Annotated in this window: 25 protein-coding genes and 3 tRNA genes; 17 read left to right on the forward strand and 11 right to left on the reverse strand. The window is 71.8% G+C overall.

All coding sequences use genetic code 11. The annotated features are described in order from the left end of the window. The first annotated feature begins 152 nt into the window (after positions 1 to 152). Together ACH4TG_RS11615 and ACH4TG_RS11620 are read left to right on the forward strand one after the other, a co-directional pair. A complete protein-coding gene (locus ACH4TG_RS11615) occupies positions 153 to 1,736 on the forward strand; it encodes an acyl-CoA carboxylase subunit beta (RefSeq protein WP_398241991.1) in 1,584 nt (527 codons plus the stop codon). Positions 1,737 to 1,742: 6 nt separating this feature from the next. Continuing rightward, a complete protein-coding gene (locus ACH4TG_RS11620; RefSeq protein WP_398241992.1) occupies positions 1,743 to 1,958 on the forward strand; it encodes an acyl-CoA carboxylase epsilon subunit in 216 nt (71 codons plus the stop codon). Positions 1,959 to 2,062: 104 nt separating this feature from the next. Here ACH4TG_RS11620 and ACH4TG_RS11625 read toward each other — a convergent pair whose 3' ends face one another. From ACH4TG_RS11625 to ACH4TG_RS11660, 8 genes are all read right to left on the reverse strand, one after another. Continuing rightward, the gene (locus ACH4TG_RS11625) at positions 2,063 to 2,641 is read right to left on the reverse strand and encodes a GTP-binding protein (RefSeq protein ID WP_398241993.1); all 579 of its coding nucleotides are present in this window, start codon (positions 2,639 to 2,641) and stop codon (positions 2,063 to 2,065) included. Continuing rightward, positions 2,622 to 3,179, reverse strand: a complete 558-nt coding sequence (locus ACH4TG_RS11630) for a DUF742 domain-containing protein (RefSeq protein ID WP_398241994.1) — start codon at positions 3,177 to 3,179, stop codon at positions 2,622 to 2,624. The genes ACH4TG_RS11625 and ACH4TG_RS11630 overlap by 20 nt, the downstream gene beginning before the upstream one ends. A 77-nt stretch (positions 3,180 to 3,256) precedes the next feature. Further along, entirely contained in the window at positions 3,257 to 3,670 is a 414-nt protein-coding gene (locus ACH4TG_RS11635) for a roadblock/LC7 domain-containing protein (RefSeq protein ID WP_398242137.1), read from the reverse strand. A 9-nt stretch (positions 3,671 to 3,679) separates the two neighbouring features. After that, positions 3,680 to 6,754: a nitrate- and nitrite sensing domain-containing protein gene (locus tag ACH4TG_RS11640; RefSeq protein ID WP_398242138.1), complete on the reverse strand. Its 3,075-nt coding sequence runs from the start codon at positions 6,752 to 6,754 to the stop codon at positions 3,680 to 3,682. Between the two features lie 465 nt (positions 6,755 to 7,219). Beyond that, the gene (locus ACH4TG_RS11645) at positions 7,220 to 7,825 is read right to left on the reverse strand and encodes a GTP-binding protein (protein ID WP_398241995.1); all 606 of its coding nucleotides are present in this window, start codon (positions 7,823 to 7,825) and stop codon (positions 7,220 to 7,222) included. After that, on the reverse strand, positions 7,806 to 8,213 hold the full coding sequence (locus tag ACH4TG_RS11650) for a DUF742 domain-containing protein (RefSeq protein ID WP_398241996.1): 408 nt from the start codon (positions 8,211 to 8,213) through the stop codon (positions 7,806 to 7,808). The genes ACH4TG_RS11645 and ACH4TG_RS11650 overlap by 20 nt, the downstream gene beginning before the upstream one ends. Positions 8,214 to 8,296: 83 nt before the next feature. Then, positions 8,297 to 8,710: a roadblock/LC7 domain-containing protein gene (locus ACH4TG_RS11655; protein WP_398242139.1), complete on the reverse strand. Its 414-nt coding sequence runs from the start codon at positions 8,708 to 8,710 to the stop codon at positions 8,297 to 8,299. A 9-nt stretch (positions 8,711 to 8,719) separates the two neighbouring features. Continuing rightward, on the reverse strand, positions 8,720 to 12,631 hold the full coding sequence (locus ACH4TG_RS11660) for a nitrate- and nitrite sensing domain-containing protein (protein WP_398241997.1): 3,912 nt from the start codon (positions 12,629 to 12,631) through the stop codon (positions 8,720 to 8,722). A gap of 578 nt (positions 12,632 to 13,209) precedes the next feature. On the opposite strand from ACH4TG_RS11660, the gene ACH4TG_RS11665 reads away from it, so the two are divergent. The 7 genes from ACH4TG_RS11665 to ACH4TG_RS11695 all read left to right on the forward strand — a co-directional run bounded on the left by ACH4TG_RS11665 (position 13,210) and on the right by ACH4TG_RS11695 (position 16,883). Continuing rightward, positions 13,210 to 13,419 (forward strand): hypothetical protein, encoded by a 210-nt coding sequence (locus ACH4TG_RS11665; protein WP_398241998.1) that lies wholly within the window; start codon positions 13,210 to 13,212, stop codon positions 13,417 to 13,419. 65 nt (positions 13,420 to 13,484) lie between these two features. Continuing rightward, positions 13,485 to 14,285: a fumarylacetoacetate hydrolase family protein gene (locus ACH4TG_RS11670; RefSeq protein WP_398241999.1), complete on the forward strand. Its 801-nt coding sequence runs from the start codon at positions 13,485 to 13,487 to the stop codon at positions 14,283 to 14,285. Then, positions 14,278 to 15,765, forward strand: a complete 1,488-nt coding sequence (gene gltX, locus ACH4TG_RS11675) for a glutamate--tRNA ligase (protein WP_398242000.1) — start codon at positions 14,278 to 14,280, stop codon at positions 15,763 to 15,765. Before ACH4TG_RS11670 ends, gltX begins: the two co-directional genes overlap by 8 nt. Before the next feature lie 10 nt (positions 15,766 to 15,775). After that, the gene (locus ACH4TG_RS11680; protein WP_398242001.1) at positions 15,776 to 16,495 is read left to right on the forward strand and encodes an HAD family hydrolase; all 720 of its coding nucleotides are present in this window, start codon (positions 15,776 to 15,778) and stop codon (positions 16,493 to 16,495) included. An 87-nt stretch (positions 16,496 to 16,582) separates the two neighbouring features. After that, positions 16,583 to 16,654, forward strand: a tRNA-Gln gene (locus ACH4TG_RS11685). Positions 16,655 to 16,673: 19 nt separating this feature from the next. Beyond that, a tRNA-Glu gene (locus ACH4TG_RS11690) sits at positions 16,674 to 16,746 on the forward strand. Between the two features lie 64 nt (positions 16,747 to 16,810). After that, positions 16,811 to 16,883: transfer RNA gene (locus ACH4TG_RS11695), tRNA-Glu, on the forward strand. Between the two features lie 52 nt (positions 16,884 to 16,935). On the opposite strand, the gene ACH4TG_RS11700 is transcribed toward ACH4TG_RS11695, so the two are convergent. Further along, the gene (locus tag ACH4TG_RS11700; RefSeq protein ID WP_398242002.1) at positions 16,936 to 17,580 is read right to left on the reverse strand and encodes a MerR family transcriptional regulator; all 645 of its coding nucleotides are present in this window, start codon (positions 17,578 to 17,580) and stop codon (positions 16,936 to 16,938) included. 96 nt (positions 17,581 to 17,676) lie between these two features. On the opposite strand from ACH4TG_RS11700, the gene ACH4TG_RS11705 reads away from it, so the two are divergent. Beyond that, positions 17,677 to 18,252, forward strand: a complete 576-nt coding sequence (locus ACH4TG_RS11705; RefSeq protein ID WP_398242003.1) for a DUF4188 domain-containing protein — start codon at positions 17,677 to 17,679, stop codon at positions 18,250 to 18,252. A gap of 38 nt (positions 18,253 to 18,290) precedes the next feature. Here the strand turns inward: ACH4TG_RS11705 and ndgR are convergent, their stop codons facing one another. Continuing rightward, positions 18,291 to 19,007 (reverse strand): IclR family transcriptional regulator NdgR, encoded by a 717-nt coding sequence (gene ndgR, locus ACH4TG_RS11710; protein ID WP_398242004.1) that lies wholly within the window; start codon positions 19,005 to 19,007, stop codon positions 18,291 to 18,293. A gap of 136 nt (positions 19,008 to 19,143) precedes the next feature. Here ndgR and leuC point away from each other — a divergent pair, with 136 nt between their 5' ends. The 5 genes from leuC (at position 19,144) to ACH4TG_RS11735 (ending at position 22,702) form a co-directional block, all read left to right on the forward strand. After that, positions 19,144 to 20,568, forward strand: a complete 1,425-nt coding sequence (leuC, locus tag ACH4TG_RS11715) for a 3-isopropylmalate dehydratase large subunit (RefSeq protein WP_398242005.1) — start codon at positions 19,144 to 19,146, stop codon at positions 20,566 to 20,568. Positions 20,569 to 20,573: 5 nt separating this feature from the next. After that, positions 20,574 to 21,167 carry a 3-isopropylmalate dehydratase small subunit gene (gene leuD / locus ACH4TG_RS11720; RefSeq protein ID WP_398242006.1) on the forward strand — a complete coding sequence of 198 codons (594 nt, stop codon included), beginning with the start codon at positions 20,574 to 20,576 and terminating at the stop codon, positions 21,165 to 21,167. Positions 21,168 to 21,381: 214 nt separating this feature from the next. Then, complete coding sequence (locus ACH4TG_RS11725) at positions 21,382 to 21,606, forward strand: hypothetical protein (protein WP_398242007.1); 225 nt, start codon at positions 21,382 to 21,384, stop codon at positions 21,604 to 21,606. A gap of 133 nt (positions 21,607 to 21,739) precedes the next feature. Beyond that, on the forward strand, positions 21,740 to 22,345 hold the full coding sequence (locus ACH4TG_RS11730; RefSeq protein ID WP_398242008.1) for an HU family DNA-binding protein: 606 nt from the start codon (positions 21,740 to 21,742) through the stop codon (positions 22,343 to 22,345). Between the two features lie 138 nt (positions 22,346 to 22,483). Next, positions 22,484 to 22,702, forward strand: coding sequence for a hypothetical protein (locus ACH4TG_RS11735; RefSeq protein ID WP_398242009.1), 219 nt, complete (start codon positions 22,484 to 22,486; stop codon positions 22,700 to 22,702). Here the strand turns inward: ACH4TG_RS11735 and cofC are convergent. After that, positions 22,681 to 23,349, reverse strand: a complete 669-nt coding sequence (gene cofC / locus ACH4TG_RS11740; RefSeq protein WP_398242010.1) for a 2-phospho-L-lactate guanylyltransferase — start codon at positions 23,347 to 23,349, stop codon at positions 22,681 to 22,683. The genes ACH4TG_RS11735 and cofC overlap by 22 nt on opposite strands. A 192-nt stretch (positions 23,350 to 23,541) precedes the next feature. Between cofC and ACH4TG_RS11745 the strand changes: the two genes are divergently transcribed. Together ACH4TG_RS11745 and ACH4TG_RS11750 are read left to right on the forward strand one after the other, a co-directional pair. Beyond that, entirely contained in the window at positions 23,542 to 24,408 is an 867-nt protein-coding gene (locus ACH4TG_RS11745; protein WP_398242011.1) for a lysophospholipid acyltransferase family protein, read from the forward strand. Beyond that, the gene (locus ACH4TG_RS11750; RefSeq protein ID WP_398242012.1) at positions 24,405 to 25,406 is read left to right on the forward strand and encodes an NAD(P)H-dependent glycerol-3-phosphate dehydrogenase; all 1,002 of its coding nucleotides are present in this window, start codon (positions 24,405 to 24,407) and stop codon (positions 25,404 to 25,406) included. The genes ACH4TG_RS11745 and ACH4TG_RS11750 overlap by 4 nt, the downstream gene beginning before the upstream one ends. Positions 25,407 to 25,409 lie beyond the last annotated feature (3 nt).

Genomic DNA, 25,409 nt, shown 5'->3' on the forward strand with positions numbered 1-25,409 from the left:
GGGCCCTGATGGCGTACCGGCTGCGGGCCCCCGCCCACCACGGGCGGGGGCCCGCAGCCGTGCGCGTCTGTCGGGTTCCACCATGAAGAGCCGACGGACACTGTACAAAGTCGATGGCCCTCATTTCGGCCCTTCGCTCGTACTGTCGATGCATGACCACATCGCAAGAGGTGCCCGTCACGGCGAACGACGCCCGTGGGCGCGTGGCCGAACTCCACGCCATCCGCGAGGAGGTCTGGCGCGGACCCAGCGAGAAGGCGACCGAGGCCCAGAAGGCCAAGGGCAAGCTCACCGCGCGTGAGCGGATCGACCTGCTGCTCGACGAGGGCTCCTTCCGCGAGGTGGAGCCGCTGCGGCGGCACCGCGCGACGGGTTTCGGCCTGGAGGAGAAGCGCCCCTACACCGACGGCGTCATCACCGGCTGGGGCACCGTGCACGAGCGCACGGTCTTCGTCTACGCGCACGACTTCCGGATCTTCGGCGGCGCGCTGGGCGAGGCCCACGCGACCAAGATCCACAAGATCATGGACATGGCCATCTCGGCCGGCGCCCCGCTGATCTCGCTGAACGACGGCGCCGGCGCCCGCATCCAGGAGGGTGTGTCCGCGCTCGCCGGCTACGGCGGCATCTTCCAGCGCAACACCCGCGCCTCCGGCGTCATCCCGCAGATCTCGGTGATGCTCGGCCCGTGCGCGGGCGGCGCGGCCTACAGCCCGGCGCTCACCGACTTCGTGTTCATGGTCCGCGAGACCTCGCAGATGTTCATCACCGGGCCCGACGTCGTCAAGGCCGTCACCGGCGAGGACATCACCCAGAACGGCCTGGGCGGCGCCGACGTGCACGCCGGGATCTCCGGCGTCTCGCACTTCGCCTACGACGACGAGCAGACCTGCCTGGAGGAGGTCCGCTACCTGCTGTCGCTGCTCCCGCAGAACAACCGGGAGAACCCGCCGGCCGTCGAGCCGCACGACGCGGTCGACCGGCGCAGCGACGTGCTGCTCGACCTGGTGCCCGCCGACGGCAACCGGTCGTACGACATGCACAAGGTCATCGAGGAGATCGTCGACGACGGCGAGTACCTGGAGATCCACGAGCGCTGGGCCACCAACATCATCTGCGCCCTGACCCGGCTCGACGGCCAGGTCGTGGGCATCGTCGCCAACCAGCCGGCGTCCCTGGCGGGCGTGCTCGACATCGAGGCGTCCGAGAAGGCCGCCCGGTTCGTGCAGATGTGCGACGCCTTCAACATCCCCATCATCACCCTCCTGGACGTCCCCGGCTTCCTGCCCGGCGTCGCCCAGGAGCACGGTGGAATCATCAGGCACGGCGCGAAGCTGCTCTACGCGTACTGCAACGCGACCGTGCCGAGGATCTCGCTGATCCTGCGCAAGGCGTACGGCGGGGCGTACATCGTGATGGACAGCCAGTCCATCGGCGCCGACCTCACCTACGCCTGGCCGACCAACGAGATCGCCGTGATGGGCGCCGAGGGCGCGGCCAACGTGATCTTCCGCCGGCAGATCGCCGAGGCCGACGACCCCGAGGCGATGCGGCAGAAGATGGTCAAGGAGTACAAGGCCGAGCTGATGCACCCGTACTACGCGGCGGAGCGCGGCCTGGTCGACGACGTGATCGACCCCGCCGAGACCCGCGAGGTGCTGATCAGGTCGCTGTCCATGCTCCGGACCAAGCACGCGGACCTGCCCTCGCGCAAGCACGGCAACCCCCCTCAGTAACTCCCCATGGAGACCACCTTGAGCACTCCCGCCGATACCATCGTGCGCGTCGAGCGGGGTCACGCCGACCCCGAGGAGCTCGCCGCGCTGACCGCGATCCTGCTCGCCCGCGTCGCCGCGGGGGAGACCGCGGCCCCGGCCGCGCCGGCCCGCTCCACGGCCCGCTGGCGCCGTCTGGAGCGCACCCCGGGCTTCCGGGCGCCGCACTCCTGGCAGGGCTGAGCACACCCGCGCCGCAAGCAACGGCAGGGCCCCGCACCGTCCACGGTGCGGGGCCCTGTTGCTGTTTGCGTCCAGGGGGGCAGGCCCGCCCCTGGAACACGGTCCTAGCGCATCCGGGCCATCAGGGCGTGCTCGACCAGGGTGATGAGCGCGCTCTTGGCCTCGGCCCGGTGCCGGGCGTCGGTGGTGATGATCGGCGCCTCGGGGCCGATCTGCAGCGCCTCGCGGACCTCCTCGGGACCGTACGGCTGGTGGCCGTCGAAGCCGTTGAGGCCGATGACGAACGGCAGGCCGCTGTTCTCGAAGTAGTCCACCGCCGGGAAGCAGTCCGCGAGCCGGCGGGTGTCGACCAGGACGATCGCGCCGATCGCGCCGCGCACCAGGTCGTCCCACATGAACCAGAACCGGTCCTGCCCGGGCGTGCCGAACAGGTAGAGGATGAGGTCCTCGTCGAGCGTGATGCGGCCGAAGTCCATCGCCACCGTGGTGGTGGTCTTGTCCGGCGCGTGCGTGAGGTCGTCGATCCCGGCCGAGGCCGAGGTCATCACGGCTTCCGTGCGCAGCGGGTTGATCTCCGACACGGCACCGACGAACGTGGTCTTGCCCACGCCGAATCCGCCCGCCACCACGATCTTCGCGGAGGTGGTGGCGCGGGTCGGACCGCTAGAGCTTCCGAAGTCCACTGAGCACCCTTTCAAGCAATGTCACGTCTGGCTGGCCGCCGGCCGCCGAGTCCCCACCCGGCTGGTGGATGGCGACCAGGCCCGCTTCGGCGAGGTCGGCCACGAGGATCCGCACCACGCCGAGCGGGATGGTCAGCAGCGCGGAGATCTCCGCGATCGACTTGACCTCCCGGCACAGCAGGCAGATCCGCTGGTGCTCGGGCAGCTGCCCCCGCAGCCGCTCGGCATCGGCGGTGGTGCTGACCAGCGCTTCGATGGCCAGCTGGTAGCGCGGCCGGGTCCGGCCGCCGGTCATGGCGTACGGGCGCACCAGGCCCGAGGGGGTACGTGAGCGTCCGGCACCCGTGCCCTGGCCGCCCGGCGCCGCTGCCGCCCGGCCGCGCGGGGCCTGGGGCGGCGGAGCCTGCGGCGGCGCGTACGGCTGGACGCGCGGCTGCCGGTACCCGGGCTCAGGAGTGGGCGCCGAGGGGAAGTTGTACGGGTTCAGAGGCGGCTGATGCTGACCGCCGTACGGATCTCCGCCGGGCGACGTGCTCACGAGTCCTCCTCCTGGTTCGGCTGCGGCGGCGGCCCGGACCCCTGGCCGGTGTCCGGGCCCACGCCCCTGCCCATGCGTTAGTTGAGCAGGCTGCCCTGCAGTTCGGCCCGCAGATCGGGTGTGAGTACGGAGCCCGCTCGGTCGACGAGCAGGGCCATTTCGTAGCCGACGAGGCCGATGTCGCACTCGGGGTGGGCGAGTACGGCCAGGGAGGAGCCGTCGGAGACGGACATGATGAAGAGGAAGCCGCGTTCCATCTCGACGACGGTCTGGTTGACGTTGCCGCCTTCGAAGATGCGGGATGCTCCGGACGTGAGGGAGGTCAGGCCGGAGGCGACGGCTGCGAGCTGGTCTGCGCGGTCGCGGGGGAATCCGTCGGACATCGCGAGCAGCAGGCCGTCGGCGGAGACCACCACCGTGTGGGACACCCCGGGGGTGTTGTCCACGAAGTTGGTGATCAACCAGTTCAGGTTCTGTGCCGCCTGGCTCATCGGACTCAACTAGCGCTCCTGGTTCTGGGGGCCGCCGAATCGGCTGTCGGTGGCCTGTCCGTTCGTGTCAGTTCCAGCAGTGCGCCCTTGCTGGACGCCACGCCGCAGATTACTCAACCTGCCGCGGACGTCCTCCGGTGCGCGGGAGACCTGTGGGCCGCCCTGCGGGGTCTGCGTCGCGGTACCCGGGACCAGGTTGGCCTGGGGGACCCGCCGTGGCAGGCCGGAGGGGGTGACTCCGCCTGCCTTGGGCTCACGGACCTGCTCGGCCCGCTGCCAGTGCTCGTCGTTGGTGGACCGCCAGTCGTCGTCGTCCCGCGCGGCGTCGAGCGGCTCGTCCGGCGACTGGTCGGTGGGCTGTGGCTGGGGCTCCGGGGACTCCTGAGCGGGCTGGGGCTGCGGTGAGGTGGTCTGCCGGCGGTCGCGGCGCGGCAGGCCGGCGTCCGTCAGCGAAGGCGAGACTACGCTCTCCTCCGGCTGCTGGGGGAGCGGCGGAGCGGATTCCGTTACCTGTGCGTCGGTTACGGGCCAGTCGTCGTGTGCGGGCTGGTAACCGGAGAACTCCGCCTGGTGACCAGCCGGTTCGTAGTCCGCGACCGGGTAGCCGTTGTTCGGGTAGCTCTGACCCGATTCGTACGGCTGCTCGAAGAAACCGTTCTGCTCCTGGGTGCCCGCCGGGTAGCCCGACGCGGCGTAGTTCTCCTGTGGCGCGTACCCGCCCTGCTGCTCGTAGCCCTGCGGGGCTGCGTACTCGCCCGGGTAGCCGTTCTGCTGCTCGTAGCCCGGCTGGGCGCCGTAGCCGGCCGGATACCCGTCCTGCCCGTAGCCGGCGGCCGCGTCCTGCTGCTCCTGCCCGGGCAGGCCCGGCTCCTCGCGGCGGTCCGCGGCGGCGGCCTCCAGCTGCGCCCTGCGCTCCTCGCGCAGCAGCGAGCGGCCCACCGGGTCCAGCGAGGGCCCGCCGCCCGGCAGGGCGCCGTTCTGCTCGTAGCGGGAGTCGTCGAAGCCCAGCTCGGCCGCGCTGCGGTGGTCCAGACCCCCGTAGCCCTGCTGCTCGTCCGGGTGCTCTGGGACGATCCGGGAGACCGTGAAGTCCTGGTCGTCGCCCAGGAGTTCCTCGCCGCCACCGCCGTGGGTGATCGGCTCGGGCAGCATCACCAGCGAGGTGGTGCCGGCCTGCTCGCCGGACGGCCGCAGCTGCACCCGGATGCCGTGCCGCTGGGAGAGCCGGCCGACCACGAACAGGCCCATGCGCTTGGCGATCTCGACGTCCACGGTGGGCGGGTCGGCGAGCTTGCGGTTGATGTCGGCGAAGTCCTCCGCGGTGAGCCCGATGCCGCGGTCGTGGATCTCCACCATCACCCGGCCGTCCGGCAGCCGGGTCGCGGTGACCCGCACCTTGGTCTGCGGGGAGGAGAAGGTGGTGGCGTTCTCCAGCAGCTCGGCCAGCAGGTGCACCAGGTCGGTGACCGCGCTGCCGTGGATGTCGGTCTCCGGGATGCCGACCAGCTCGATGCGGTCGTACGCCTCCACCTCGGAGGCGGCCGCGCGCAGCACGTCCACCAGCGGTATCGGCTGGTTCCACTGGCGGCCCGGCTCCTCGCCGGCGAGGACCAGCAGGTTCTCGCCGTTGCGGCGCATACGGGTCGCCAGGTGGTCCATCCGGAACAGGTTCTCCAGCTGGTCCGGGTCCGCCTCGTTGTTCTCCAGGTCGGTGATCAGCTCCAGCTGGCGCTGGATGAGGCCCTGGTTTCGCTGGGAGAGGTTGGTGAAGATCGCGTTGACGTTGCCCCGCAGCAGCGCCTGCTCGGCGGCCAGCCGGACCGCCTCGCGGTGCACCTGGTCGAAGGCGCGGGCGACCTCGCCGATCTCGTCCTGGGTGTTGATCGGGATGGGCGCGACCTGGGTGTCGACCCGGCCCGGGTCGGTCCGCGACAGCTGGTCGACCAGGCCGGGCAGCCGGGTCTCGGCGATGTCGAAGGCCGCCGCGCGCAGCCGCCGCATGCTGCGGGACATCGCCCGCGCCATCATGCCGGCCACGATGAAGGCGAGGATCAGCGCGACCACCACGATCGCGGAGTTGACCAGCGCGTCCCGCTTGGCGTTCGAGGCGATCCTGGCGGCGTCGGAGGCGGCCTGGTCGGCCAGCGCCACCTCGACCGAGCGGTAGGCGTCGAAGGACAGCGTGGAGGCGGCCATGTACGACTCGGGCGTGACGCCCTCGGCGCGCAGCTCCTTGGTGGTCATCACCGGGTTGGCGATGTCGTTGACCATCTTGGTCAGGTCCGGCGGGACGACGAAGGGCGCGTGGGCCGCGGCGGCCTGGGACTGCGCCTGCGTGATCGCGTCCTGGCCCTTCTTCTCCGCCTGGTCCTGAGCGGCCTTCAGCCGGGCCTGGTCCGCCGCGGTGCCGCCGCCCTCGTACTCCTCGACCGCGATGCCCTGCAGGTACTGGTACGAACCCAGGGCGGTCTTCTGCAGCGCCAGCTCCTGCGCGGAGGCGGGCGTGCCGACCAGGATGTGCATGCCGATCGACCGGGTCAGCGACTCGGCGGCCTTGGCCAGCGAGGCCGCGTACAGCGTGCGGCCGTAGGCGGCGCCGTTGCTGGTGCCGAAGCCCAGCTCGTTCGCCAGCTCCATCAGCGGGTGCTGGATCTTGACGTACCACTCCTCGGTCTGCACACCCGACAGCTGGCGGGTGAACGCGGCCTTGCGGAGCGAGGCGAGCTGCGGCTCGACCGAGCGGAAGTTGGCCATCCTGCGCTTGAGGTCGGCCTCGTCCGGTATGTGCTGGGCGGCCTGGTCGAACGCGCGGGCCGCGGCGTCGGTGGCCGCGTAGGCCGCGCTGACCGTGGAGTCGGTGCGCTTTCCGGCGATCAGCGGAACCACCGTGACGTCCCGCTCGTCCTCAAGGGCGTTGCTGTAGGTCGCCGCGGCACGCACCAGGTTGGCGGTCCGCACCGCGTCGTCGGCCTGATGCCAGGTGTCCACTGAGCTCTTCACGCGGAAGCCGCCGAACACGAGGGCGACCAGCACGGGGATGAGGAGGATCGCGTTCAGGCGGGTCGCCACCCGCCAGTTGCGCATGCTCAGCCGGCCGCCCGGATCGGGCAGGGCGGGTGCTTCGTCGGCGGGCGGTGCCGAAGGGGTGCCCGCAGGGCGCTGCGGCGGCGTGAAGTTCCCCCGCGGGCCCGGTGGGGTACCCGCTTCTGCTCGCCTGGTGTTCCTCACTGGACCAACAACCTCTCGGCGACGGCACGAAGACGGCCGTTCCTACTCTCGGGTTCTGGGAATTTCAGCACGTCATTGGCATGCTCGCCAAACGTCCGGCATATGGGAACGGATGTCCGAGGGTGCGGAATAAACCCGGCATAAACCCGAAGGCCGGGCAAACCCTATGACAGACGTACACGTGGTGACACCGGCCGAGTGCGGGCCGTGTTCACACCGGGCGGAAACTCGCCCGAAACGTTATGAAGAAGGGGACCCGCGTGTCGGACGACACAGCGGGTCCCCTGTCAGCTGGGGCTGGCAACTTGCCGCAGGCACAGCCTACTTGAGGCGCGCGAGCAGGGCGTGCTCGACCAGGGTGATGAGCGCGCTCTTGGCCTCGGCCCGGTGCCGGGCGTCGGTGGTGATGATCGGCGCCTCGGGGCCGATCTGCAGCGCCTCGCGGACCTCCTCCGGCCGGTACGGCTGGTGGCCGTCGAAGCCGTTGAGCGCGATGACGAACGGCAGGCCGCTGTTCTCGAAGTAGTCCACCGCCGGGAAGCAGTCCGCCAGCCGGCGGGTGTCCACCAGCACCACGGCGCCGATCGCGCCGCGCACCAGGTCGTCCCACATGAACCAGAACCGGTCCTGCCCGGGCGTGCCGAACAGGTACAGGATGAGGTCGTCGTCCAGCGTGATGCGGCCGAAGTCCATGGCCACCGTGGTGGTGGTCTTGTCCTGCACGTGGCTCAGGTCGTCGATCCCGGCGGACGCCGAGGTCATCACGGCCTCGGTGCGCAGCGGGTTGATCTCCGACACGGCACCGACGAACGTGGTCTTGCCGACACCGAAGCCGCCCGCCACCACGATCTTCGCGGAGGTCGTGGACCGCATCGGTGGCGCACCGTACGCCTGCTGCGCCTGCGGCCTAGAGCTTCCGAAGTCCACTGAGCACCCTCTCAAGCAGTGTCACGTCTGGCTGGCCGCCCGCCTCGCCGCTGCCCGGCTGGTGGATGGCGACCATGCCTGCCTCGGCCAGGTCGGCGACGAGGATCCTGGCCACCCCGAGCGGTATGGCCAGCAGGGCGGAGATCTCGGCCACCGACTTGATCTCACGGGTCAGATGGCAGATGCGCTGGTGCTCCGGCAGGAGTCCCGAGTACTGCGACGGGTCCGCGGTGGTGCTGACCAGCGCCTCGAGGGCGAGCTGGTAGCGGGGCCGGGTGCGGCCACCGGTCATGGCGTAGGGCCGCACCAGCGGCTGGTCGCCTTCCACCCCGTACGGCGCGTGGTGGGACGCGCCGTACGGGCCCGGCGAGGCGGGTGGCGGGGTCATGAGGGTCCTCCGTGTCCGGGCAGTGCTGTCGCTGGTGCGGAAAAACGGGAACGTGCGGGTGACTCGGCGCTGGCGCCGGGCCGTCAGTGCATGAGGCTGCCCTGGAGCTCAGCGCGGAGGTCCGGGGTGAGTACGGCGCCTGCCCGGTCGACGAGCAGGGCCATTTCGTAGCCGACGAGGCCGATGTCGCACTCGGGGTGGGCGAGTACGGCCAGGGAGGAGCCGTCGGAGACGGACATGATGAAGAGGAAGCCGCGTTCCATCTCGACGACGGTCTGGTTGACGTTGCCGCCTTCGAAGATGCGGGATGCTCCGGACGTGAGGGAGGTCAGGCCGGAGGCGACGGCTGCGAGCTGGTCTGCGCGGTCGCGGGGGAATCCGTCGGACATCGCGAGCAGCAGGCCGTCGGCGGAGACCACCACCGTGTGGGACACCCCGGGGGTGTTGTCCACGAAGTTGGTGATCAACCAGTTCAGGTTCTGTGCCGCCTGGCTCATCGCACTCAACTAGCGCTCCTGGTGGTTCGTGCCGAAGCCACGGCCGTCAGTGCTGCCGCCGGCCTGCCGGCCTTGCTGGATACCCCTGCGGAGGTTGGTCAGACGACCGCGCACGTCGTCGGGCGACCGCGAGATCTGCGGCCCCTCCGCCGGCGTCTGCTGCTGCGTCGCCCCGCCGGCGACCAGGTTGGCCCTGGGCACCCGGCGCGGCAGACCGGACGGCGTGACCCCGCCGGCCGAGGGCTCGCGGACCTGCTCCGCCCGCTGGCGCAGCGCGTCGTTGGGCGAGGTGCGCCAGTTCGGCGTCTCCCGCGGCAACGGCTGCGCGGCGGGCGGCGCCGGCGTCTGGACGGCCGGCTGCGGGCCGGTCGGGCGCTGCGCGGCCGGCGCGGGCCGGTCGTTGCGGACCGGACGCTGCGGCGGCGCGGTGCGGCCGACCGGGCGCGGCGGCGGGGCCTGCTGGCCGCGCACCCCCTGCGCCCCGGGCGCACCCGGCTCGACGTGGATCTGCTGCATCCGCTCGGCCTGCCCGGTACGGAACCAGTCCGACTCGATCGAGGAGAAGATCGGCGTCGGCTCGTCCCCGCGGGTCGGGGCCGGCGGCAGTGCCATCGGCTCGGCGGCCGGCGGCAGCTGCTCGGGACGCCCGGCGCCGGCCGGACGCGGCTGCATCGGCGGCGCCGGCTGCTGGACGGGGGCCTGCGGCTGCGGCGGCACCGGGTACTGGCCGGTACCGGGACCGGTCAGGTCGGACAGCCGCTGCGGGCCGGTGCTGTACGGGTCCTGGGCGGGCTGCTGCTGGAAGGAGCGGTCGGCCTGGTCGGGCCGGTCCTGGCCCGGGACCCAGCCCGGGGTGCCCTGCGGACCGCGCGGGCCGCGCTGCGGCAGGCCACCGGGACGGCCGCCCTGCGGCGCCCGGTACTCGCCGGTGTCGTCGCCGCGGACCACGGGGATCTGCGCGGTGTCGCCGGGGCCGCCCTGACCGGCCGCCGGGACCGGGAACTGCCCGGTGCCGTACGGGTCCTGGTAGTCCTGGAGGCCGTGGTCCGGCACACGGCCCTGGCCGGCGTCGGGTGCCCAGCCGCCGCCCTGCGGGCCCTGCGGGCCGCGGGCGCCGTGCTGCGGGCCCTGCACCGGGAACTGGCCGGTCTGGCCGGTCGGCGCGTAGTCGTCGTCGCGCACCGGCGGGAACTGCGCGGTGTCACCGGGCCCGCCCTGCGGGACCGGGAACTGGCCGGTCTCGCTCGGGCCGTTCTGGCCGCCGTGCCGCGGCGTCGGGCCGGGACGGCCGCCGAACACGTCGGAACGGAAGCCTTCCGGGCCGGTGCTCTGCGGCTGCGGGGGCGGGAAGCCGCCGCCCTGCGGGCCGCCGGGGCGCCCGCCCATGCCGTTCACGGCCGGCTGGCCCTGCTGCTGCGGGCCGCCGGGGCGGCCGTTCTGCGGGAAGTCGCCGCGCGGGCCCTGGCCGGCGCCCTCGAAGGCGTCGAACGCCGGGGCCTCGACCTCCTCGTGGCCGCGCGGGGTGTCCTGGCCGCGGTCGTCGGGGAAGCCGCCCTGCGGGCTGTCCTGGGCCGCCCAGTGCGGGCCGCCGCCCTGCTGCGGGCCGCCGGGCCCGCCGGGACCGCCCGGCCGGCCTGCTCCCGCTCCCGCGCCGATCGCCGGGCGCTGCGCGCCACCGCCGACCTGGCCGCGCTGCGGGGTGCCGCCCACCCGGGGCGTGTTGCCGAAGGCGCCGGCGATGCCGGTGCCGGTGCCGGCCTGGCCCGCCGGTGCGGCGCCCTGACGGGCACCCGGAGTGTTCTTCTGGTTCGCGCCGCCCTGGGTGACGTCCACCGGCAGCATGACCAGCGCGGTGGTGCCGCCGGAGTCCGACGGGCGGAGCTGGATGCGGATGCCGTGCCGCAGGGACAGCCGGCCGACCACGAACAGGCCCATGCGGCGGGAGACCGAGACGTCCACCGTCGGCGGGGCGGCCAGCCGCTCGTTGATGTCGGCGAGGTCCTCGGGGGACAGGCCGATGCCGGTGTCGTGGATCTCGATCAGCACCCGGCCGTCGGGCAGCGAGTGGCCGGTGACGCGCACCTTGGTCTGGGGCGAGGAGAACGACGTGGCGTTCTCCAGCAGCTCGGCGAGCAGGTGGACGAGGTCGTTGACGATACGGCCGGTGACCTCGGCCGACGGCACTGAGGTCAGCTCGATGCGCTCGTACTGCTCCACCTCGGACGCGGCGGCGCGGAGCACGTCGACCAGCGGGACCGGGCGGGTCCACCGGCGGCCCGGCTCCTCACCGGCGAGGACCAGCAGGTTCTCACCGTTGCGGCGCATACGGGTCGCGAGGTGGTCCAGCTTGAACAGCGAGGACAGCTGGTCCGGGTCGGCCTCGCGGGACTCCAGTTCGGAGATGAGCGACAGCTGGCGCTGGATGAGGCCCTGGCTGCGGCGCGAGAGGTTGGTGAACATCGCGTTGACGTTGCCTCGCAGCAGCGCCTGCTCGGCGGCCAGCCGGACCGCCTCGCTGTGGACCTCGTCGAACGCGCGGGCCACCTGGCCGATCTCGTCGCGGCTGTTGATGCCGATCGACTCGACCGAGGTGTCCACGTCCTGCGGGTCGGAATCGGAGAGCTGCTTGACCAGCTCGGGCAGCCGCTTCTGGGCGACGTCCTGGGCGGTCTGCTGGAGCCGGCGCAGCGAGCGGACCATCGAGCGGGCGACGACGAAGGCGCCGACCACGGCGACGCCGAGCACGAGCAGGATGATCGCGCCGGAGATCAGCGCGGACCGCTTGGCCTCGTTCTGCAGCTGGAGCGCCTTCTGCTGCATCTCGTTGAGCAGCGAGCGCTCGATCTGGTTCATCGCCTGGATCTTGGTCTTCGCCGCGTCGTCCCAGTCCGGGTACGACATGTCGACCTTGTCGATGCCCGTGCGGGAGCGGAAGATCCGGTCCAGGATCGCGTTGTGCGCGGTGATGGTGTCGTTGCCGCCGTAGATCGGCGACAGCAGCTCCTGGCTCTGCGAGCCGCCGTAGATGGCCTGGAAGCGGTCCAGCTGGGTCTTCTCGTTCAGGTGCGACCAGTAGACCGTCTGGTAGTCGTTCGCGTTGAGGTGGCCGCCGGTGGCGAACGCGGCGCTGACCACGGCGCGCTGGATCGACTCGTACTCCTTGGCCGCGGAGAACGCGGCCAGGGCGCGGGTCGCCTGGATCATCTCGTGGTTGTTCGTCGCCTGCGCCATGTCCTGCGACAGCGACAGCAGCGACTGGATCAGGCCGTCGTACTGCGAGACGGTCTGGGCGATGCCCGAGTTCGCGGTGTACGCCTGGTCGCGGATCTGCTTGATGTCGGACAGCTGCGAGCCGATGGACACCAGGGTCGCGCGGACGCCCTTGTAGACCGAGTCGGTGGCCTGGACGTTGTCGGTCGCGTTCTTGTAGAGCGACAGCTCGCGGTCGGTGGTCTCGCGCGACGCGGCGATCGCGTCGTTGCCGGTCTGGCCGGACGCCAGCGGGCCGGCCGAGCTGTCCCGCTCCTCCTGCAGCGCGGCGGCGAGGTCCGTCGCGTGCTCGGTGATGTCGGTCAGCGTCTTCATGCGCTCGAGCTGGTTGATGTTGTCCAGCGAGCTCTTGATGCTCAGACCGCCGAGCGCACCTGCGGTGACGACGGGGAGGGCGAGCAGCGAGACGAGTCTGGTGCTGATGCGCCAGTTGCGCATCGCTATTCGGGGGCCCGGCTTGCCGTCCAGGCCGGTGATCCGGCCCGCGGTCTCGATGGCGCTGGGCGTGCTCGTCCGTCCGGGGGCCGCAGCGGTCCCCGGCGTGGCGGGTCCGGAGTCGGCTGCCGCTTGCGTCGAACCGCTGGCGGTCCCGCCGGGCTGCTGCTCCGGGTCACCCGCAGCGCCGCTGTCCCTCTTGAAACGTCCCTGCACTAGCGTCGCAACCTCTGGACCAGGCGTCCCCCGCAGTGAAGCGGAAGGGACGGTGTCGAGTCATGGGGGCCCAGGCCTCCCCGGATCTCGAGGCGGCCATCTGCCCTTCACCGCCGCTCGGTGCTCGTACGCGCCCCCTGCGCGCCGGCTCGATGTGATGCGTCGGTCCGGGGAATTCCAGCACAGTGCCGGATCCGACAACAAGGGCCGTAGCCGACCTGTTGGAATGTGTCACTCGGCGCAGTGGTACCAGCACGCAGCGTGCGGGGTGGAATCGGTGATACCGGAGGATTCCGGACAGCGCCCGAGGTCGGGACCTGCGGGTCCGCGGTGCCCGGCTCGGACCGGAGGCGGGGGGAATCTCCCGCGAGGCCCGGAATGCCCGACTCCTGTTCGGCTGAAATATGTCGGAAATGGCCGATCCGTGGCTCACTTCGTGAGCAAAATCACAACTCGTCAGACGAGTGCGCCGCGTCGCCCGGGGAATGGGCCGCCTAGCCTGGTGCTTTACAGAAACCGTAGTCTGTCAACCGCTCCGCGCCCAGAGGGCGCCCGACACCCGAGGTCCCGACGGCCAGATGAAGACCACGATGATGTTCCGTCAGATCGCCAACCCGCGCCGCACCACCCTCGCGCACCTCAAGGACGTGAGCGAGCTGGGCGCCGGCGAGTCCCCGGTGGCGATCGGCACCGACCTCGGAGCGGGCGACGGCCAGCTGCCGACGCGTACCGCCAACCCGCGCCGTACCGTACTCAACGAGCTGCCCCAGGCGCCCGTCGCCCCCTGAACCACCCCGTGACCTGCGGCGATGCGCAGGTCTGCGGTGCCGTGGCAGCCGGATAGGCTGAACCCATGCGCATCGCCAGGTTCTCCATCGACGGCAACGTCGCCTTCGGGGCGGTGGAGGGCGAGCCCTCCACGCCCGGCGGCACCGAAGGGCTCGTCGTCGACATCATCAAGGGCGTGCCCTTCGCCGAGTTCGAGCTCTCCGGGACGAAGGTGCCGCTGGACAAGGTGCGGCTGCTGCCGCCCGTGCTGCCCAGCAAGGTCGTCGCCATCGGCCGCAACTACGCGGCGCACGCCAAGGAGCTGGGCAACGAGGTGCCGACCGCCCCCTGGGCGTTCTTCAAGCCCTCCACCTCCGTCATCGGCCCCGGCGACCCGATCGCCTACCCGTCGTTCTCCCGCGAGGTCCACCACGAGGCCGAACTGGCCGTCGTCATCGGGCGGCTGTGCCGCGAGGTGCCCCGCGAGCGGGTCAAGGACGTGATCCTGGGTTACACCTGCGCCAACGACGTGACCGCACGCGACACCCAGCAGGCCGAGAAGCAGTGGGCCCGGGCCAAGGGCTTCGACTCCTCCTGCCCGCTGGGCCCGTGGATCGAGACCGGCCTGGACCTGGCGGCCGCGTCCGACCTCGCGGTCACCGCGACCGTCAACGGCGAACTGCGGCAGGCCGGCCGCACCAGCCAGATGATCAACTCCATCGAGGACCTGATCGTCAACATCACCGAGGCCATGACGCTGCTGCCCGGCGACGTGCTGCTCACCGGCACGCCGGCCGGCGTCGGCCCGCTCCACCCCGGTGACGAGGTCGCCGTCACCATCGAAGGCATCGGCACTCTCACCAACAAGGTGATCTCGCGTGGCTAGCGCAGCAACCTCCGCGGACGTACGGGTCCGCTTCTGTCCTTCGCCGACCGGCAACCCCCATGTGGGCCTGGTCCGCACCGCCCTCTTCAACTGGGCCTTCGCCCGGCACCACCAGGGCACCCTGGTCTTCCGCATCGAGGACACCGACGCGGCCCGCGACTCCGAGGAGTCGTACCGCCAGCTGCTGGACTCCCTGCGCTGGCTCGGGCTGGACTGGGACGAGGGTCCCGAGGTCGGCGGGCCGCACGCGCCCTACCGGCAGTCCGAGCGGATGGGGATCTACGCCGACGTCGCCGCCCGCCTCAAGGAGGCCGGGCACGCCTACGACTGCTACTGCACCAACGAGGAGCTGGAGGAGCGCAGGGCCGAGGCCCGCGCCGCCGGCCGGCCGTCCGGCTACGACGGCCGGTGCCGCACCCTCACCGAGGAGCAGGTCGCGGCGTACCGGGCCGAGGGCCGCCCGTCGATCGTCCGCTTCCGGATGCCCGACCGGACCCTCACCTTCACCGACCTGGTGCGCGGCGAGCTGACGTTCACCCCGGAGAACGTGCCGGACTTCGGCATCGTCCGGGCCAACGGCGCCCCGCTCTACACCCTGGTCAACCCGGTCGACGACGCCCTGATGGGCATCACCCACGTGCTGCGCGGCGAGGACCTGCTGTCCTCCACGCCGCGGCAGATCGCCCTCTACGAGGCGCTGATCGAACTGGGCGTGGCCCAGGCCGTCCCGCGGTTCGGGCACCTGCCCTACGTCATGGGCGAGGGCAACAAGAAGCTGTCCAAGCGCGACCCCGAGTCCTCGCTCAACCTCTACCGCGAGCGCGGCTTCCTGCCCGAGGGACTGCTCAACTACCTCTCGCTGCTGGGCTGGTCGTACTCCGCGGACCAGGACGTCTTCACCGTCGCCGAGATGGTCGAGCGGTTCGACATCACCGGCGTCAACGCCAACCCGGCCCGCTTCGACCTGAAGAAGGCCGAGGCGATCAACGCCGACCACATCCGGCGGCTGGACCCGAAGGCGTTCGCCGACGCCTGCCGGCCGTGGCTGCAGGCCCCGCACGCCCCTTGGCGGCCCGAGGAGTTCGACGAGGCGGCATGGCAGGCGATCGCCCCGCACGCGCAGACCCGGCTCACCGTGCTCTCCGACATCACCGCCAACGTCGACTTCCTGTTCCTGCCCGAGCCGGTGCGGGACGAGGCGTCGTGGGCCAAGGCGATGAAGGAGGGCTCGGCGGACCTGCTGCGCACCGCGCGGGAGAAGCTCGACGCGGCCGACTGGAGCTCCCCGGAGTCGCTGAAGGAGGCCGTGCTGGCCGCCGGCGAGGCGCACGGCCTCAAGCTCGGCAAGGCGCAGGCCCCGGTCCGCGTCGCCGTCACCGGGCGCACCGTCGGCCTGCCGCTCTTCGAGTCGCTCCAGGTCCTCGGCCGCGACCGCACCCTGGCCAGGATCGACGCCGCCCTCGCGAGACTGGCGGACTAGCCTGGCGGGTATGGCGATCCGCGCGGTGCTCTGGGACATCGACGACACTCTCTTCGACTACGGCGCCGCCGACCGGATCGGCATGCGCAACCATCTGGACCACGAGGGCCTGCCCGACGGCTGCACGAGCGTCGAGCAGGCCCTCGGGCTGTGGGCCGAGCTGACCGAGCGGCACTGGGCCCGGTTCTCGGCCGGCGAGTGCGACTTCCAGGGCCAGCGCAGGGACCGCGTACGGGACTTCCTGAGCCGGCCGCTGAGCGACGAGGAGGCGGACGCCTGGTTCGGGCGCCACATCGTCCACTACGAGGCCGCCTGGTCGCTGTTCCCGGACACCGTGCCGGTGCTGGACGTGCTCGCGGGGGAGTACCGGCACGCGGTGCTCTCCAACTCCGCCTTCGACCACCAGGACCGCAAGCTGCGGGTGCTCGGCGTACGCGACCGGTTCGAGGTGCTGCTGTGCGCGGCCGAACTCGGCGTGTCCAAGCCGGAGGCGGCGGCCTTCCACGCCGCGTGCCGGGCGCTGGACCTCCCGCCGCACGAGGTGGCGTACGTCGGCAACGAGCCGGACATCGACGCCCGCGGTGCGGCCGACGCGGGGCTGTTCGGCATCTGGCTGGACCGCCGCGGCAGCGGCGCCCGGCCCGACCTCACACGCATCACCGGTCTCGCGGAACTGCCCGCTGTCCTGCGTGGGGATACTCGTTTTGGAGCGGTGTCCAGCATCGGGTAATGTTCTTCCTGCGCCGCCGGAGAGGGCCGAAAAGCCCGGGCCGGAGCGCACGCCGAACGAAGCCCCCCACGGGGGGTTGAGTTTTGGTGGGGTATGGTGTAATTGGCAGCACGACTGATTCTGGTTCAGTTAGTCTAGGTTCGAGTCCTGGTACCCCAGCAGCACTTCTCAAGTGCGCGCCCCCGTTGTGTAGCGGCCTAGCACGCTGCCCTCTCAAGGCAGTAGCGCCGGTTCGAATCCGGTCGGGGGTACTGATCCTTTCGTTCCGTCCCCACCGGGTCGCACCCGGTCGGGACGAGGTGAGGATCGCCAAGGGCCCCCGTTGTGTAGCGGCCTAGCACGCTGCCCTCTCAAGGCAGTAGCGCCGGTTCGAATCCGGTCGGGGGTACGCACTACGAAAAGCCCGTCGCTGACAGCGGCGGGCTTTCGTCGTCCCCCTGTCAGCTCAGGCCGAACCGGCGGGCCGACTCCTCCTCCTGGGCCAGTCGCCGCAGGCAGAGCAGCACCGGCTCGAAGAGCACCGCCGCGGCGACCGCCGCCTCCACCTTCTCGGTCGGCGTCGGCAGGGTCTCCAGCCGGTCCAGGTCGAGTTCCGCCAGCCGCCCGAGGCCCTGCGCGTACGGCAGCAGGGCCTCCGCGTCCATCGGGTAGCCCAGGTGCCCCAGCCGGACCAGCGTCGCGGTGAGGACGCGGTGGTTGGGGGAGAGGGCGCCCAGCTCGCGCGCGGTGGCCCAGCCGAGCAGCTCCAGCAGCCGGTCCACCTCCGCGCGGGCCGCGGCCGTCGCAGGGTCCTCCTCGTCCGGCTCCGGCTCGTGCGGCAGCTCCCACAGGGCGGCGCCCAGCCGGATGGTCTGCCCGAGCGAGTCGTCGTCGACGTACGCGAGCACCTGGCGGGCGGTGGCCACCGGCACCCGGCCGATCTGGATCAGCGCCCGGACCAGCCGCAGCCGGCGCAGGTGCGCGTCGTCGTAGTCGGCCTGGGTGGCGCTGATCCGGCGGCCGGCGGGCAGCAGTCCCTCGCGCAGGTAGTACTTGATCGTGGCCGTCGAGACCCCGCTGCGCTCGCTCAGCTCCGCCAGCCGCATAACCCTCGCACCTTCCCCTTGACCCTCCAATTGGAGAGTGGCACTATCCAACCACGGACAAGGGGATAGCGTCGCTATCCAAGAAGGGGGAACGCCATGTCCCGCAGGCCGGCACCCGAGCGCACGACCGCGGACACCGAGGGCGAGGTGGTCGTCTTCCTGATCGGGATGCGGATCAACCACTTCTGGGCGCCGCACCGGTGGCTGCCGGTCTTCACCGCCATGCCGCGGATGCTGCGCGAACTGGGCCGCGACAAGGACGCCGGGCTGCTGTCCCACGTGCTGCTCACCGGGTCCCCGCGGACCTACTACGTGGTGCAGTACTGGGAGTCCAAGGACAAGCTCTACGCCTACGCGGCGGACCGGGACAAGCTGCACCGCCCTGCCTGGGCGGCCTTCAACCGGCGTGCCAGGAACGGCGGTCGGGCGGTCGGCGTCTGGCACGAGACGTACGTGGTGCCGGCCGGCGGCTACGAGGCGATCTACTACGGCATGCCGCCGTTCGGCCTCGCCGCGGCGCACGGCGTGGTGCCGCTCGCCACGCGCGGCGGGACCGGGCGCGAGCGGCTGTCCTACGGCGTCCCGCAGGCGCAGGCGCAGGCCGCGGAAGCGCCGGCGACGGACTCGGGGCCGGGGGTGGAGGAGGAGGGGGTGCCGGCGGGGGCGGAGTAGTCAGCCCCCGCCGGCGACTTCCGGCCCGCCGCGGCGGCTCAGCCGGTGCGGCGCAGCGCCTCGCTCAGCCGGGCCGCGGCGTCCACGACCGCCTGCGCGTGCATCCGGCCCGGGTGCCGGGTCAGCCGCTCGATCGGCCCGGAGACCGAGACGGCGGCGACCACGCGGTTGGACGGGCCGCGCACCGGCGCGGACACCGACGCGACACCCGGCTCGCGCTCGCCGATGGACTGGGACCAGCCGCGCCGCCGCACGCCGGACAGCGCGGTCGCGGTGAACCGCGCCCCCTGCAGCCCGCGGTGCAGCCGCTCCGGCTCCTCCCAGGCCATCAGCACCTGGGCCGCGGAGCCCGCCTTCATCGGGAGCGTGGAGCCGACCGGCACGGTGTCCCGAAGTCCGGACAGCCGTTCCGCGGCGGCCACGCAGATGCGCATGTCGCCCTGGCGCCGGTAGAGCTGCGCGCTCTCCCCGGTGATGTCCCGCAGGTGGGTCAGCACCGGCCCGGCCGTGGCCAGCAGCCGGTCCTCGCCGGCGGCGGCCGCCAGCTCGGCCAGGCGCGGGCCCAGGATGAAGCGGCCCTGCATGTCGCGGGCGACCATGCGATGGTGTTCGAGGGCCACCGCAAGGCGGTGTGCCGTGGGGCGGGCGAGGCCCGTGGCGCCCACGAGCCCCGCCAGGGTGGCCGGGCCGGACTCCAGCGCGCTGAGCACCAGAGCCGCCTTGTCGAGAACGCCGACGCCGCTAGAGTTGTCCATGCAACGATACTCGCGTCTCAGAGTATGAAACGCAAGTTCAATTTTCCGGAGAACGCGTCAGGCTGGGTGTTCAGCGCAGTCACTGCGCAGCACACACACCGAGCAGCCCGCGAGGGCGCGGGCCGGAGGGACAGCGATGGGTAGGACACTCGCGGAGAAAGTCTGGGACGACCATGTCGTCCGCCGCGCCGAAGGCGAGCCCGATCTGCTCTTCATCGATCTTCACCTGCTCCACGAGGTGACCAGCCCCCAGGCGTTCGACGGGCTGCGGATGAACGGCCGGACGGTCCGCCGCACCGACCTCACCATCGCCACCGAGGACCACAACACCCCCACCCTCGACATCGACAAGCCGATCGCCGACCCGGTCTCGCGCACCCAGCTGGAGACGCTGCGCAAGAACTGCGCGGAGTTCGGCGTACGGCTGCACCCGCTGGGCGACGTCGAGCAGGGCGTCGTCCACGTGGTGGGACCGCAGCTGGGACTGACCCAGCCCGGCACCACCGTGGTCTGCGGCGACTCGCACACCTCCACCCACGGCGCCTTCGGCGCGCTGGCGTTCGGCATCGGCACCTCGCAGGTCGAGCACGTGCTGGCCACCCAGACGCTGCCGCTGGCACCGTTCAAGACCATGGCGATCACCGTCGACGGTGAACTGCCCGACGGCGTCACGGCCAAGGACCTGATCCTCGCCGTGATCACCCGGATCGGCACCGGCGGCGGCCAGGGCTATGTCATCGAGTACCGCGGCTCTGCCATCGAGAAGCTGTCGATGGAATCCCGGATGACCGTCTGCAACATGTCGATCGAGGCGGGCGCGCGGGCCGGCATGATCGCCCCCGACCAGACCACGTTCGACTACCTGCAGGGCCGCGTGCACGCGCCGCAGGGCGAGGACTGGGACGCCGCCGTCGCGTACTGGAAGACGCTGCGCACCGACGACGACGCGGTCTTCGACCACGAGGTGCGGATCGACGCGAACGCGCTCACGCCGTTCGTCACCTGGGGCACCAACCCCGGCCAGGGCGCGCCGCTGAGCGCGTCCGTACCGGACCCGGCGTCGTTCGCCGACCCCAGCGACCGGCTGGCCGCGGAGAAGGCGCTGGAGTACATGGGCCTGGACGCCGGGCAGCCGCTGCGCGAGGTCGCGGTGGACACGGTGTTCGTCGGCTCGTGCACCAACGGCCGGATCGAGGACCTGCGCGCCGCCGCGTCCGTCGTCCAGGGCCGCAAGGTCGCCGACGGTGTCCGCATGCTGGTCGTCCCGGGCTCGGTACGCGTCGCGCTGCAGGCCGTCGAGGAGGGCCTGGACAAGGTGTTCACCGCGGCCGGCGCCGAATGGCGGCACGCGGGTTGCTCGATGTGCCTGGGTATGAACCCCGACCAACTCGCCCCCGGCGAGCGGTCCGCGTCCACCTCGAACCGCAACTTCGAAGGACGCCAGGGCAAGGGCGGCCGCACCCACCTCGTCTCGCCCCAGGTCGCCGCCGCCACCGCGGTGGTGGGCCGGCTGGCCTCGCCCGCCGACCTGTCCGACGTCCCTGCTCCCGCGGAGGTCTGAGCACCATGGAAGCCTTCACCACGCACACCGGCCGGGCCGTGCCGCTGCGCCGCAGCAACGTCGACACCGACCAGATCATCCCCGCGCACTGGCTGAAGAAGGTCACCCGCAACGGGTTCGAGGACGGCCTGTTCGAGGCCTGGCGCAAGGACCCGTCGTTCATCCTCAACGCGCCCGAGCGCAAGGGCGCCACGGTCCTGGTGGCCGGCCCCGACTTCGGCACCGGCTCGTCCCGCGAGCACGCCGTGTGGGCGCTGCAGAACTACGGCTTCAAGACCGTGATCTCGTCCCGGTTCGCCGACATCTTCCGCGGCAACTCGCTGAAGAACGGCCTGCTGACGGTCGTCCTGCCGCAGGAGACCGTCGAGCAGCTGTGGAAGCTCGTCGAGGCCGACCCCACCGCGGAGATCACCGTGGACCTGGTGGCCCGCGAAGTCCGCGCCGAGGGCGTCACCGCGCCCTTCGAACTCGACGACAACGCCCGCTGGCGGCTGCTGGAAGGGCTGGACGACATCAGCCTGACGCTCGCCAACGAGGCGGACATCGCCGCGTTCGAGTCCGGCCGGCCGTCGTTCAAGCCGAGCACCGTCCAGGTGTGACCGCGGGCGCGACCGCGTCCTGACGGCGGTCCGACCGCCGCTGAGTACCGCGGTTTCGTCACTCTCCGAAGCGCCCCTCGCCGTCCCGTGCCCCGTGCACGGGCCCGGCGAGGGGCGCTTCGGGTTTTTCGCCGACCGGCAACCGGAGGAGCAAGGGAGCACCCGGTTGGCCCTGTCGCTCCCGACAACTCGCCGCAGATGGCACAATCGACGCATGGGACGTGACGGCCAACTCGAGCTCTACGGGGTCGTGGCCGCACGTCTGAAGCAGGCGCACACACGTGTGGCGAATCCCGAAGTCCCTGATGGGACCAGGCGGGAGTTGAGTCGGCGGTTGCTCGCGGTGACCGCCGTCGCGAAGCACGATCTCGCCGACGCGGCACGGCGTCTGGACGCGTTGACGGCTGAGTTGGACGACCTCGGAATCCCTGATCGCTGATCGTCGAGAGCCCCGAGTTCGTTGCGGCACAAGGGTGATTCGCCCGTTTCGTATTTGATTTGCGGTATATATCCGCCTAGCGTGCGAAATCAGCCCGCACTCATTCGCCGGGCAAGTTTCCGAAGGGGAAGACGTGAACAAGGCGCAGCTCGTAGAAGCGATTGCCGACAAGGTAGGCGGCCGTCAGGACGCCGCGGACGCGGTTGACGCGGTTCTCGACGCGATCGTCCGCGCGGTGGTCGCCGGAGACCGGGTGTCGGTCACCGGATTCGGTTCGTTCGAGAAGGTCGAGCGTCCCGCCCGTTACGCTCGCAACCCCCAGACCGGGGAGCGGGTCAGGGTCAAGAAGACCTCCGTGCCGCGGTTCCGCGCGGGCCAGGGCTTCAAGGACCTGGTCAGCGGGGCGAAGAAGCTTCCGCGTGGCGGCGAGGTCTCCGTCAAGAAGGCCCCCAAGGGCAGCCTGACCGGCGGTGCCGCCACCACCGCCAGGACCACCACGAAGAAGGCCGCGGCCAAGAAGGCCACCGCGGCGAAGAAGGCCACGGCGAAGAAGGCCACCGCCGCGAAGAAGGCCACGGCGAAGAAGGCCACCTCCGCCAAGAAGACCGCGGCGAAGAAGACCACCGCGAAGAAGGCGACCGCCAAGAAGACCGCGGCCAAGAAGGCCCCGGCCAAGAAGGCGACCGCCAAGAAGGCTCCGGCCAAGCGCGCCACCCGCAAGCGCGCCGCCGCCAGGTGATAGCCGGCTCCCACCGCCGTCACCCGCAGCCGGGCCGGGCCCCACCCGGGGCCCGGCCCGGCTGTTCTTCTGCGCCGCTGCCCGCGCCGGCCTCCGCTTTCGGGCGCCGGCGGGCGAGCGGACGGCAATAATGGGGGCATGCAGGCGACCGCGTACACCTTTGATCCCGTGAGCCGCGGCGGCAGCGTGCTGCTGGACGACGGGACACCGCTGCCGTTCGACGCGGAGGCGTTCGACGCGGGCGGGTTGCTGCTGCTGCGCGTCGGCCAGCGGGTGCGGATCCGCACCGAGGGAGCGGGCGACGAACGGCGGGTCGTCTTCGTGACCCTGCAGACCTACCCGGACCCGGGGGCCTGAACCGCCGCGGAGTGCGCGGCGAAGAGGGCGGCGGTGCGCGGGCCGAGGCCCAGCGCGTGGGCCGCCCGCAGATCGCCGGCGGTGTCCACGTCCTGCCGGACCGACCCGACGTGGGGCAGGGCGATCTCGCGGGCGCCGGACGCGAGATGGCGCGCCCGGGAGGCGCCGCCGAACGCGGGGGCCAGCGCGACGCCGGGCGCCGCGGCCAGCAGCGTCGTCCCGACACCCGCCGCATCGGCCAGGAACGCCCGTTCCGGAGCGCGCGCGGCCTCCTGGAGCACCAGGGACAGCTCGGCCGGCCGCAGCGCCGGGAGATCGCCGTTCAGCGCCGCGACCCCGCCCGCCGCCCCGCGCTCCCGTACCCGCATCGCTCCGTACCGCAGGGCCGCGTTCAGACCGGCCGCCGGGACGTCCGGCACCACGAGCGCCCCGAGCTGCGCCAGCCGCCCGCCCGCCACCGGGTCGTCGGTGACGACGGTGACGTCCGCGACCCGCGGGCAGGCCAGCGCCGCGGCCACCGTGTCCAGCGCGAACGCCAGCGCCAGCGCCGGCCGCACCTCGCCCGCCGCGTCCGCGAGCCGGCTCTTGGCCAGGGCCAGCGGCTTCAACGGGACGACGAGCGACCACCCGCTCCCGGTCTCTTCCACGTGAACCACCTGCCGCACCCGCCGCAACCCCCGCACCGCCGTACTCGCCTATTGTCACCGTCCTGTGCCCGTACGGTGCCAGAGGTGCCCCCCGCCGGGCGGACTCCTGGCGTTAGTCTCTGGTAGCCGCGATGCTGAGCGGCAGGAGGGGTGCTGCAGCACGCAGCGCCTGCGCAACGAAGAGGAGTCCGGGTGTCCCGCCGCAGAATCGGTTTCTGGTACCGCCTGGCGGCTGTGATCGCGAAGCCGCCGCTCATCGTGCTGTTCAAGCGGGACTGGCGGGGAATCGAGAACATTCCGGCCGAGGGCGGATTCCTCACCGCGGTCAACCACAACTCGTACCTCGACCCGCTGGTGTACGCGCATTTCCAGTACAACACCGGCCGCGTCCCGCGCTTCCTGGCCAAGGCGTCGCTGTTCACGCCCTTCTTCATCGGCTCCTTCATGCGCGGCACCGGGCAGATCCCGGTGTTCCGCGCCACCGCGGACGCCGCGGCCGCCTACCGCGCGGCCGTGGAGGCGGTCAACAAGGGCGAGTGCGTGGCGTTCTACCCCGAGGGGACGCTGACCCGCGACCCGGAGCTGTGGCCGATGGTCTCCAAGACCGGTGTCGCGCGCGTCGCCCTGCTCACCAAGGCCCCGGTCATCCCCGTCGCGCAGTGGGGCGCCAACGAACTCCTCCCGCCCTACGCGAAGAAGCTGAACCTGCTGCCGCGCAAGACCCACCGGGTGCTGGCCGGACCGCCGGTCGACCTCAGCGCGTTCTACGGCAAGGAGCCGACCTCCGAGGTGCTGCGCGAGGTCACCGAGGCCATCATGGAAGCGGTCAAGGACCTGCTCGCCGAACTGCGCGGCGAGCCCGCCCCGGCCGGCCTGTACGACCCGCGCACCCGTCGCCGCGTCACCCTCTCCGGTGCGGCGCCCGCCGCGGTCGCGAGCGCCGAGCCCGTCGAACCCGCCGCGCCGGCGGTGCCCGCGCCGCCTGCCGAGCCCGCCGGGCCCGTCTCCGGCGAGGCCGTGTCCGGCGAGGTCGCGGGAGAGACGCGGGAGGGCGCATGACGGCACGCTGCGCGGTCTTCGGCACCGGTTCGTGGGGAACCGCGTTCGCCGCGGTGCTCGCCGACGCCGGATGCGAGGTGTCGCTGTGGGGCCGCCGGCCCGCTCTCGTCGACGCCATCAACGCCAACCGCTCCAACCCCGACTACTTCCCCGACCTCGAACTGCCCTCCGCCGTCACGGCCACCGCCGACCCCGCCGAGGCCGCGGCCGGCGCAGAGTTCGTGATCCTCGCGGTGCCCTCGCAGTCGCTGCGCGCCAACCTCGCCGACTGGGCGCCGCTGATGCGCTCCGACGCAGTGCTGGTGAGCCTGATGAAGGGCGTCGAACTCGGCACCGCGAAGCGGATGAGCGAGGTCATCGAGGACGTCACCAAGGCCGGCCAGGAGCGGATCGCGGTGCTGTCGGGGCCCAACCTCGCACCGGAGATCGCCGCCCGCCAGCCCGCCGCCGCCGTGGTGGCCTGCCGTGACGAGGACGTCGCGAGGCGTTTCCAGACCGCCTGCCACACCGCCTACTTCCGCCCCTACACCAACACCGACGTGGTGGGCGTCGAACTCGGCGGCGCGGTGAAGAACGTCATCGCGCTCGCGGTCGGCATCGCCGGCGGGATGGGGCTCGGCGACAACACCAAGGCGTCGCTCATCACCCGGGGCCTGGCCGAGACCACCCGGCTGGGACTGGCGATGGGCGCCGACGCGCACACCTTCGCGGGCCTGGCCGGCATGGGCGACCTGGTCGCCACCTGCTCCTCGCCGCTGTCCCGCAACAACACCTTCGGGCACAACCTCGGCCGCGGCATGAGCCTGGCCGAGACCATCGCGGTCACCAGCCAGACCGCGGAGGGCGTCAAGTCCTGCGAGTCGGTGGCGGATCTGGCCCGCCGGCACGGCGTCGACATGCCGATCACCGAGACCGTGGTCGACATCGTGCACAACGGGAAGCCGCCCGTCGTGGCCGTCAAGGAGTTGATGTCACGTTCCGCGAAGGCGGAACGGTAAGGT

This window comes from Streptomyces sp. NPDC020917 (genome assembly GCF_044333795.1).
Lineage (GTDB): Bacteria > Actinomycetota > Actinomycetes > Streptomycetales > Streptomycetaceae > Actinacidiphila.